At 69.7% G+C, this 9,184-nt stretch carries 11 protein-coding genes; 7 read left to right on the top strand and 4 right to left on the bottom strand.

What is annotated here, in order from left to right; all coding sequences use genetic code 11:
• Positions 1-230: 230 nt before the first annotated feature.
• Both ON30_RS22890 and ON30_RS22885 read left to right on the top strand, forming a co-directional pair.
• Entirely contained in the window at positions 231-905 is a 675-nt protein-coding gene (locus tag ON30_RS22890; RefSeq protein WP_040710000.1) for an MspA family porin, read from the top strand.
• A gap of 146 nt (positions 906-1,051) precedes the next feature.
• The gene (locus tag ON30_RS22885) at positions 1,052-1,729 is read left to right on the top strand and encodes an MspA family porin (RefSeq protein WP_040709998.1); all 678 of its coding nucleotides are present in this window, start codon (positions 1,052-1,054) and stop codon (positions 1,727-1,729) included.
• Positions 1,730-1,799: 70 nt separating this feature from the next.
• Here the strand turns inward: ON30_RS22885 and mscL are convergent, their stop codons facing one another.
• Positions 1,800-2,204: a large conductance mechanosensitive channel protein MscL gene (gene mscL / locus ON30_RS22880; RefSeq protein WP_040709997.1), complete on the bottom strand. Its 405-nt coding sequence runs from the start codon at positions 2,202-2,204 to the stop codon at positions 1,800-1,802.
• Positions 2,205-2,341: 137 nt separating this feature from the next.
• Positions 2,342-3,010, bottom strand: a complete 669-nt coding sequence (locus ON30_RS22875) for an SAF domain-containing protein (protein ID WP_040709995.1) — start codon at positions 3,008-3,010, stop codon at positions 2,342-2,344.
• Between ON30_RS22875 and ON30_RS39340 the strand changes: the two genes are divergently transcribed.
• On the top strand, positions 3,009-3,332 hold the full coding sequence (locus tag ON30_RS39340) for a hypothetical protein (RefSeq protein ID WP_157183810.1): 324 nt from the start codon (positions 3,009-3,011) through the stop codon (positions 3,330-3,332). The two genes, ON30_RS22875 and ON30_RS39340, sit on opposite strands and share 2 nt — an antisense overlap.
• Before the next feature lie 3 nt (positions 3,333-3,335).
• Here the strand turns inward: ON30_RS39340 and ON30_RS37720 are convergent, their stop codons facing one another.
• On the bottom strand, positions 3,336-3,665 hold the full coding sequence (locus ON30_RS37720) for an FmdB family zinc ribbon protein (protein WP_083911606.1): 330 nt from the start codon (positions 3,663-3,665) through the stop codon (positions 3,336-3,338).
• Positions 3,666-3,735: 70 nt separating this feature from the next.
• Complete coding sequence (locus tag ON30_RS22865; protein WP_040710015.1) at positions 3,736-4,329, bottom strand: 5-formyltetrahydrofolate cyclo-ligase; 594 nt, start codon at positions 4,327-4,329, stop codon at positions 3,736-3,738.
• A 79-nt stretch (positions 4,330-4,408) separates the two neighbouring features.
• Here ON30_RS22865 and ON30_RS22860 point away from each other — a divergent pair, with 79 nt between their 5' ends.
• From ON30_RS22860 to sepX, 4 genes are all read left to right on the top strand, one after another.
• On the top strand, positions 4,409-5,365 hold the full coding sequence (locus ON30_RS22860) for a UTP--glucose-1-phosphate uridylyltransferase (RefSeq protein WP_040709992.1): 957 nt from the start codon (positions 4,409-4,411) through the stop codon (positions 5,363-5,365).
• A gap of 111 nt (positions 5,366-5,476) precedes the next feature.
• A complete protein-coding gene (gene glp, locus ON30_RS22855; RefSeq protein ID WP_040709990.1) occupies positions 5,477-6,736 on the top strand; it encodes a molybdotransferase-like divisome protein Glp in 1,260 nt (419 codons plus the stop codon).
• A gap of 12 nt (positions 6,737-6,748) precedes the next feature.
• Positions 6,749-7,396: a GNAT family N-acetyltransferase gene (locus tag ON30_RS22850; RefSeq protein ID WP_040710013.1), complete on the top strand. Its 648-nt coding sequence runs from the start codon at positions 6,749-6,751 to the stop codon at positions 7,394-7,396.
• 297 nt (positions 7,397-7,693) lie between these two features.
• On the top strand, positions 7,694-9,163 hold the full coding sequence (gene sepX / locus ON30_RS36965; protein ID WP_040709988.1) for a divisome protein SepX/GlpR: 1,470 nt from the start codon (positions 7,694-7,696) through the stop codon (positions 9,161-9,163).
• Positions 9,164-9,184 lie beyond the last annotated feature (21 nt).

Here is a 9,184-nt window from a genome sequence, read left to right as displayed (position 1 = left end):
AACCTTCGCGTGAGCCCATAACACTGGACCCCACGGGCCCGGGGGCGGCACGTACGTGGCCGACCCGGCGGAACGAGGGCTCGGTTCCGACCGCCGGCTCGTGCCGTTGCGCCGAAATAACAGCCGGTTACATATCGGCAACAAAGGGGCGACAAACTGAGCTGGGCCTGAGAGGACCAATGTCCACCTCGACGGTCGAGGTTGACTGTTTGAACCTGATGAGGGGAAGTATGAGCGAGAACCGCACCAACGGTCTGCGCCGCGGTGTCCGCGTCGCGGGCGTGGGCGCCGCCGCGGCCGTTGCCATGGGCCTGCTTTCGACGGGCGCCGCCAATGCCGACACCTTCGTTCCGTTGCCGGACGGACAGAAGGTCGGTCCCGGGGTCACCGTCACCCGGACCGGAGAGCACGCCATCGTTTCGCCGTCCCTCGCCGCCAACGGCGCGGGCCGTGTCGTGTGGGTTTCGGGTAACGCGTCCGCCGACGTGACCGTCACCCCCGAGGGCGAAGCCGGTCCCACCAACGGCCCCGCGGGCGGCCCGGGCACCAACAACTCCTCGACGCACGGTGTGTCGCAGCTGAACACCGGCTACATCGTCGGTTGCCAGGTGAGCATCGCCGACGACGCGATCGGCGCGGGCGTGTCCGGCGGCGTCACCCTCGAAGGCGCGAGCCTCGGCGGTTCCATCGGCCTCAACCTCGGCCCCGGTGAAGTGAAGTTCGTCCAGATCTCCTACAAGAACATCCCCAAGCCGGGCGTGTACTCGGTGGAGTACCAGGATGCCGAGATCGAGATCCAGGGCTGCGCGGGCTACGCCCAGGCGCGTGCGTACACCGTCGTCGAGATCATCGGTGACCACTACTCCAAGACCACCCTCTACGGGGCGCCGTTCAGCATCGGCTGACGTCTGTCGGAGATCGACCCGGCGTGCGCGACACCCCGTCCGCCCGCGGCGACCGACGTCGTCGCGCGGACCCGGCGCCGCAGCGCACCTGACAACGAACAATCTTCTCGCTGAAGCGAATACAACCCTCGAGGGGTACAAACAAAATGATCAACCGTAAGAGCCTGGCACGGATGGCCGGTGTCGGCGCCGCTGCCACCGTCGCCCTCGGCCTGTTCTCCACCGGCGCCGCCAACGCCGACACCTTCGTTCCGCTGCCCGGCGGCGAAATCGTCAAGACTCTCTCCGACGGCACCGTGGTCAAGGTCAGCCTGGTCGGCGAGTCCGCCAACATCAACCCGTCGCTGGGCTCCACCCCGGTGCACCGCAACGCGTGGGTCTCCGGTAGCGCGCAGGTCGAGATCTCCGGCACCGGCTCCGACGCCGGCGGCGCGATCTACCCGGGCTACACCGTGGGCTGCCAGGTCAACATCTCCGGCGGCGGCGTCAGCGGCGGCGTCGACGGCTCGGTCGACTGGAGCGGTGAGGAAGTCACCGGCGGTGTCGGCGCCACCTCCGGCGGCGAACTGTCCCTCGGCCCCGGCCAGGCGAAGTCGTTCTACATCCTCGACCTCGAGCAGGCCGACGACTTCGGCAGCGAAGCCCACAAGAAGCGCAACAAGTTCAAGGGCTCCAACGGCTCGGTCACCTGGGCCGACTCGACCATCGGCCTGAGCGGTTGCGCCGGCTACGCGCAGGCCCGCGCGTTCGTCAGCGTCGAGGTGGAGACCGACAACGTCATCACCTGGGTCACCCTGTACGGCCAGCCGTTCAGCATCGGCTGATACTCCGTAGTTCCACCACGGGCCCCGTCGCGCAGGCGACGGGGCCCGTGGTGCGTTCGCGACCGCTCGATCAGAACTCGTGTTTGCCGCCGCCCCCGCCCCGCTGCGCCTCGGCGAGCAGATCGCGGATCTCGATGAGCAGTTCGTTGTCGCTGAGTTTCTCGTCGTCGCCGTAGCGCTTCTTCGCGTGTGTCGCCGGGACCACCAGGACGAAATAGAGAATCGCCGCGATCAGGATGAAATTGACGGCCGCGGTGATGATCGGACCGACTTCGACGAAGGTGGCCGGTTTATCGGCAACCAACTGGAAACCCAATCCCATGGTATTCGTCCCGCCGAATACGGCGAGGAGGGGATTGATGATCCCGTTGGTGAAGGCCGTCACGATCGAGACGAAGGCGGTGCCGATGACGACGGCAACGGCCAGGTCGACGACATTTCCGCGTAGCAAGAATTCCTTGAAACCTTTGAGCATTGCTGATGTCTCCTTCGGAGGGAGTCGGCTCGCTGCGCTCTGCGGTGGGGATTGCCGGTGTGCACCAGATCGTAGATGACCCGTACGGCAAATTCTTGGCGAATCAATTCGATGTCGGCCGACGGGGAGGGTCGCGCTCACCGCAACACCACCGTGAGCGCGGTGTGCAGCGACGCGGCGGCCACCGCCGTGGCATGTCCGGAATCCATCGCCACCAGGACCACGCGCTCCTCGGCCGCGCGCCGCTCACCCGCCGCCGACACCAGCACGACCGCCGCGTCGGAGGCCAGGACCCGGCCCGGCGGCGCATCCGGCCCCGCGTCCTCGCGCGCCGCGATCACGTCCACCCGATCGCCGGCCCGCAGGATCTCCGCGATCGCCGTGTCGGCGGGCCGCACCGGGACGATGCGCGCGTCACGGGTGCGCGCCGCGACTTCGGCTAGGCGCGGCCCGACCACCCGCAGATCGGTGAACACCTCACCCGCCCGCATGGCGCCGGCCGCCGTCGCGCCGAGCAGAGCGGGCGGTTCGCGCGACACCCCCTGTGGCAGCGTGCCCGCCGCGCGGTCGACCACGGTCAGATCCGCCGCGCCGAGTACGGTTCCCGGCGCCAGATCGCGGCTCGCGACCACCACCGGCGTCTGCCGCGCGCCGGGATCGCCGCGCACCCACAGCACACCGGCCGCGATCACCAACGCGGCGGCGAGCACGCGGCGCAGCAATGTCTGATCGGCCCAGGGTGGACGGTTCGCCAAGGCGAAGCGGAGCGGATCACCCCGGCCGAGATCGGTGCGCGAACGGATCATGTCCGCAGCCTATGGCCGCGGGTACGGTCGCTTCGGCGCGGAAAACACGAATGTGGACAGCCAGCGGCCTGTGGATACCCGGCCGGCCGTGGAGGATCGACGCGCCGACGGAACGGATATGCGGACTGCGCGGTTCGGGGCCAACCCGGCGGTGCCCGTCGTCCGGCCCGCGATACCGTTCCCGACGGCCTCGGCGGACATCGCCCAGGGCGGCCACCGGAGCGCGGCGATCAGTGCGAGCGTGCCGGATCAGCCGGATCGCGCGTCGGAATCGACAGTGCTACCGGAGAATCGAAGCACGCCCGAATTCGGCGCGCGGTGACGATCAGCTCGCGACGGCGGTGCTGCTGCTCGACGCGCTCGACGATCCCGTGCCGCCGGTCGAGGAGGAAGAACTCGACGAACTCGACGACGAATCCGAGCTGCTCGAACTGCCGGAGCTGTCGGATTTGGCGGGCTCGCTGGCGGTGGACGCGCCACTGCGGCTGTCGGTGCGGTAGAAACCGCTGCCCTTGAACACGATGCCGACGGAGTTGAACAGCTTGCGCAGCTTGCCCGAGCACTGGTCGCAGACGGTCAGTGCGTCGTCGGAGAACGACTGCACGATGTCGAAGCGGTTGTCACACTGGGTGCACGCATACGAGTAAGTTGGCACAGCATCCTCCGCGGGGGTTCGTCAAACTGGCACTCTACCGCCGACAGTGCCAACATCGCCAATCGGTCTTTCATTCCGTGCCCGCGCGTTCCCCCAATCGGTGCGCGCCGCCGGGCGTGAGTGCCCAACCCATGCGGATGTCGTGCGGTTCCTCGGGCAGTCGGTCGACGAGTTCGTCGTCACGGACCACCGCGACCAACCGCGCGTCCGCACGCGCCGCGCCGAGCGTCCGGTCGTAGTATCCCGCCCCACGCCCCAGGCGCACCCCGCGCCGATCCACCGCCAGCGCCGGCACCAGGATCAGCTCGGCCGACCCCACGGCCGCCGCGCCCAGTCGCGGTCCGCCCGGTTCGCGCAGCCCCCAGCGCGCCTCGCGCAGTCCGTCCGCGCCGGTGTACTCGGCCCAGTCCAGCGGCCCCACGGCCGCCGTGACCGGCAGCAGCACCCGCGCCCCCGCCGCGCGCAACCGATCCAACAGTTCCGTCGACCCCGGTTCCCCACGCACCGGCACATACGCGCAGACCCAGTCGGAAACCGTGAGTTCGCCGACGGCCGCCGCGAGCGCCGCCGCCTCCTTCGCGTGTGCCGCCGCGGGCGCCGCCACACGCCGCGCGACAATTTCCGAGCGCCATGCATTTTTATGACGCTCACCGGGCATCTCCATGTCGATCACCATAAGCTCACCGGAATGCCCGCCCGTCGCGTCGGCGATGGGTCGAGTACTGGATGGATAGGGTAGACGTATGACAGCACAGGCCGGACAGACCGCCCAGCCCGCGCCGGTATCGTGTTTCCGCACGGCCGTCGTGCCCGCGGCCGGATTGGGAACGCGATTCCTGCCCGCGACCAAGACGGTGCCCAAGGAATTGCTGCCGGTGGTCGACACTCCCGGCATCGAATTGGTGGCCGCCGAAGCGGCCGACTCCGGCGCCCAGCGATTGGTGATCGTCACCTCGCCGGGCAAGGACGGCGTCGTCGCGCATTTCGTCGAGGATCTCGTGCTGGAGGGCACCCTCGCCGAACGCGGCAAATTCCAACTGCTGGAGAAGGTGCGCAAGGCGCCCGCGCTGCTGGATGTGACCTCGGTCGTGCAGGAGGAACCGCTGGGCCTCGGTCACGCGGTCGCCCAGGCCGAGTCGGTGCTGGACGACGACGAGGACGCCATCGCGGTCCTGCTCCCCGACGACCTGGTGCTGCCCAGCGGCGTCCTCGACGTGATGAGCCGGGTGCGGCGCAAGCGCGGCGGCACCGTGCTGTGCGCGATCGACGTCCCGAAGGACCAGGTCAGCGCCTACGGCGTCTTCGATGTCGCGATCGTCCCCGACGCGGTCAACCCGAATGTGCTGCGCGTCAACGGCATGGTCGAGAAGCCCGCGTTGCAGGACGCCCCCTCGACCTACGCGGCCGCGGGCCGATACCTGTTGGACCGGGCGATCTTCGACGCGCTGCGGCGCATCGAACCAGGCGCGGGCGGCGAACTCCAGCTCACCGACGCCATCGCGCTGCTGATCAGCGAGGGCCATCCGGTCCATGTGGTGGTGCACCGTGGGTCGCGCCACGATTTGGGCAACCCGGGCGGTTATCTTCGTGCTGCGGTCGATTTCGCCCTGGAACGGGAGGAATACGGCCCGGCCCTGCGGGAGTGGTTGCAGCACCGCCTCGGTCCGGATTGGGATCCCCAGCTGACCACCTACGAGTGAGGGATGCGGTCGGTTTTCGCCCCGAGTGCGCCGTCGGGTACTGATAATCACCGCGGGCCGTGACGCGCGTGCGCGGACCGTCAGGTGTGGACAGGATCAGGGAAGGGCTGGATGCGCTCGGTTGAGGATCAGCAGATCAAGGTGACCGCGGCGGCGGTCGCGCCTCGGCCGGTCCGGGTCGCGATCTCCGAGGCCCAGGGCCTGCTGTGTGCCGAGGACGTGGTCACCGAGCGTCCGCTGCCCGGATTCGATCAGGCCGCCATCGACGGCTACGCGGTGCGCAGCGTCGACGTCGCCGCCGCGGGTTCCGACATCCGCGACGAGGACGGCGAACTCGTCGACCTGACGTTGCCGGTGGTCGGCGAGGTGGTGGCGGGCTCGCGCCAGCCGATCCGGTTGCAGCCGCGCCAGACCGTGCGCGTCGACACCGGCGCGCCGCTGCCCACCCTCGCCGACGCCGTGCTGCCGCTGGATTTCACCGACGGCGGCCGCGCGCGGATCAAGGTCTACGAATCCGTGCGGTCCGGCGATTACGTCCGGCGCATCGGCGACGACGTGCAACCCGGTGACGTCGCCGTGCGCGCGGGCACGATCATCGGGCCCGCGCAGGTCGGCCTGCTCGCCGCCGTCGGCCAGGACAAGGTGCTCGTGCACCCGCGGCCGCGACTGTCGGTGATCTCGGTCGGCGGCGAACTCATCGACATCGACCGGACGCCCGGCCCCGGCCAGGTCTACGACGTCAACTCCTACGCGCTCGCCGCCGCCGCGCGCGACGCGGGCGCCGACGTCAACCGGGTCGGCATCGTCAGCGACGATCCGCGCAGGCTGCGCGACATCGTGGAAGGTCAACTGGTGCGCTCGGAGGTCGTGGTGATCGCGGGCGCGGTCGGCGGTTGGGCCTCCGAACAGGTCAGGGAAGCGCTGGAAGGGCTGGGCGAGTTGGAGATCGCGCGGGTCGCGATGCATCCCGGTTCCGTGCAGGGCTTCGGACGGTTGGGTCGCGACGAGGTGCCCACCTTCCTGCTGCCGTCCAATCCCGTGGGCGCGCTGGTCGTTTTCGAGGTGATGGTGCGCCCCCTGATCCGGATCGCGCTGGGCAGGCGACATCCCATGCGGCGCGTCATCCGGGCCAGGACGATCACCCCGATCAGTTCGATGGCCGGGCGCAAGGGCTACCTGCGCGCGCAGTTGATGCGTGACGACGCCACCGGCGACTACCTGGTGCAGCCCTTGGGCGGCACCGCCGGACAGTCCGCCCACCTGCTCGCGACCCTGGCCGAGGCGAACAGTCTGATCGTCCTCGACCCCGACGACACCGAGATCCGCACCGGCGACGAAGTCCGCGTCGCCTTTCTCGCGCAGCGTGGCTGAGGCGTGGACACCATGAACGTTTTCCGGGTGACCCCGCACCCCGGGTGGCCCGCCCACCTCGGACCCGTCCGCGTGTCGGCGGGCCGGGTGAGCCTGCGTCCGGTCCGTCTGCGCGACGCCACCGCGTGGAGCCGGATCCGGTTGCGCGACCGCGAACATCTCGAGCCGTGGGAGCCGACGGGGCGCGGTGCGTGGGAGGCGCGCAATCACGCGAGCAATTGGCCCGCGCTGTGGTCGAGTCTGAAAGCCGAAGCGCGGCGCGGCGTGATGATCCCGATGGCGATCGAGGTCGACGGACATTTCAGCGGGCAGTTGACCGTCGGCAATATCGTGCGCGGCGCGCTGTGCTCGGCGTGGATCGGTTATTGGGTCGCCAAGGATCTCAGCGGTCAAGGCGTGGCCACCGCCGCGCTCGCCCTCGGCCTGGACCACTGCTTCGGCGCGGTCGGACTGCATCGCGTGGAAGCGACGGTGCGCCCGGAGAATCTGGCCAGCCAGGCGGTGCTGCGCAATGTCGGGTTCCGCGAAGAAGGGCTGCTGCGAAGGTATCTCGACGTCGACGGGGCGTGGCGCGACCACCTGCTTGTCGGGCTCACCGTCGAGGAGATCGGCGGCACCGTGATGGACCGCTTGGTCCGCGATGGCCGCGTGGTTCCGTAGGCCGCATCTCCCGCCATGGCGACACGCCGCGTCGACTCGCGTCCCGATCATGGGAAATTTGTTACCAGTGTGACTTGTGTGCACGGCGCGCCTTCGGGAAAGTCCCCCGCGACGGAATTAACCTACGGACGTCGGAGGTGCGTTCCGCATCCCCGTCAGGAAGCCTGCGAGGCTACCGGCGACCGGACTCGCGTCCGTCCGTTTTGCATCGAGCGAACGCACGGCGATGGGGACGCGGTGCGGGAAAATCGCAGACCCAACGGACAATTCACGCGGGGACGGAGGTGCTGAGGCGAAATGCCGAATTCGATTCTGTGGATCGGCCTGGTCGTGCTCTGGGTCTTCGTGCTGTTCCCGATACTCGCCGGCCGCCACCCCCGGATCCGGCAGACCACCGACGTGGCCCTCGCGACCCGCGTCCTGCACCGCGGAGGATCCAAGCGGCGCATGAGGAAAGGACCGGCCGCCGGACATGACAGCGATCCGGACTACCGGCCGAGCAGAGCGCACCGAAAGCTCGCACACACAGATGATGATGTGGAGGACCGGATGAGTACACCGGCCGACGAACACGTCACAGCGGCCGAATCCGAGCGCCCGCGGCAGCTCGCACTCGAAGCGGGCAGCGCCGGAACGGAAGACGCGCCCGACAGCGCCGACGCCGAACTCGCCGACCCGACCGACACCGACCCGCCCGTCGCCACCGAAGCGGACCGGACCGCGCGAAGCGCTGCGGAACACGACGATCCGGCCGATGATGACGACGTGGCCGACGAGTACACCGACGCGACCGCGGCCCGCATCCCGCCCGCCCGGTCCGCCGCGCCCGCGCGAATCGCCGCGGCCGAAGCGGATCTCGACGCGCGTGCGGAGGATGAGTCCGGTTCCGACGACCAGGGCTACAGTTCCGACGGTCAGCAGTCCCGCGTCGGCGAGGGAGAGTACGGCCTGGACAGTTCGGAGCACGGTTCCGACCGTGACGGGCGCGGTGCCGATGGCGAGGGCTACGGCTCCGACGGTGACGGGTACGGTCCCGACGGGCAAGGCTACGGTCCCGATGGCGAAGGTTACGGCTCCGACAGTGAGGGCTACGGTCCCGACGGTGACGGGTACGGTCCCGACGCGCAGGGCTACGGTCCCGACGCGCAGGGCTACGGTCCAGACGGTGAGAGTTACGGCCCTGACGGCGAGGGCTACGGTCCCGACGGCGAGAGCGGCGACACCGACTACGCCGATACCGACCACTCGGCCGCCGGACGCCGCGGCGACCCGGACTTCGTGCCCACCCGTCGCGGCCGCGGCGGCTACGACCCCGAAGCCGACGCCATCGCCCGCGCCGCCCGCTACACCTTCCGGCAGCGCGCCGTGCTCGGCCTCGTGCTGGCCGCCATCACCTGCGGAGCGCTCGGCGTCGCCGTGAACCCGCTGGCATGGTGGGGTTGCGGACTCAGCATCGTCGTCCTGGTCACCTACCTGGCCTACCTGCGCAAGCAGGTCCGCATGGAAGAGGACATCCGCCGCCGCCGCTCCGCGCGCCTGGGCCGCGGCCACGGACACGCCGGCGCCACCGCCCACTACCGCGCCGAGGAGCACGCGCGCCGCGTCATGGACCGCGACACCGCCCGCTCCCTGCGCCGCCGCTCCACCCTCCTCGAAACCGACGACGAGGACCCCGCCTTCCACCACCTCGACCCCTTCGACCCCGCCGCCGCCCGAGCCCTGCGCCGAGCCACCGCCGGCGATATGCGCCGCGCCGCCGGCGAATGAGAAACCCCAGCTCAGCCCACC

Source organism: Nocardia takedensis NBRC 100417, assembly GCF_000308695.1.
GTDB lineage: Bacteria > Actinomycetota > Actinomycetes > Mycobacteriales > Mycobacteriaceae > Nocardia > Nocardia takedensis.
The sequence above is the reverse complement of the archived record's forward strand: the minus strand, read 5'-3'. Positions and strand labels throughout refer to the sequence as shown.

Excerpts from the sequence above, each read along its gene's own strand:
- ON30_RS39340 (WP_157183810.1), top strand. The coding sequence starts at position 3,009 with ATGTCCGCAGCCTATGGCCGCGGGTACGGTCGCTTCGGCGCGGAAAAC.
- ON30_RS22865 (WP_040710015.1), bottom strand. The coding sequence starts at position 4,329 with ATGGAGATGCCCGGTGAGCGTCATAAAAATGCATGGCGCTCGGAAATT.
- glp (WP_040709990.1), top strand. The coding sequence starts at position 5,477 with ATGCGCTCGGTTGAGGATCAGCAGATCAAGGTGACCGCGGCGGCGGTC.
- ON30_RS22860 (WP_040709992.1), top strand. The coding sequence starts at position 4,409 with ATGACAGCACAGGCCGGACAGACCGCCCAGCCCGCGCCGGTATCGTGT.
- ON30_RS22890 (WP_040710000.1), top strand. The coding sequence starts at position 231 with ATGAGCGAGAACCGCACCAACGGTCTGCGCCGCGGTGTCCGCGTCGCG.
- ON30_RS22850 (WP_040710013.1), top strand. The coding sequence starts at position 6,749 with ATGAACGTTTTCCGGGTGACCCCGCACCCCGGGTGGCCCGCCCACCTC.
- sepX (WP_040709988.1), top strand. The coding sequence starts at position 7,694 with ATGCCGAATTCGATTCTGTGGATCGGCCTGGTCGTGCTCTGGGTCTTC.
- ON30_RS22875 (WP_040709995.1), bottom strand. The coding sequence starts at position 3,010 with ATGATCCGTTCGCGCACCGATCTCGGCCGGGGTGATCCGCTCCGCTTC.
- mscL (WP_040709997.1), bottom strand. The coding sequence starts at position 2,204 with ATGCTCAAAGGTTTCAAGGAATTCTTGCTACGCGGAAATGTCGTCGAC.
- ON30_RS22885 (WP_040709998.1), top strand. The coding sequence starts at position 1,052 with ATGATCAACCGTAAGAGCCTGGCACGGATGGCCGGTGTCGGCGCCGCT.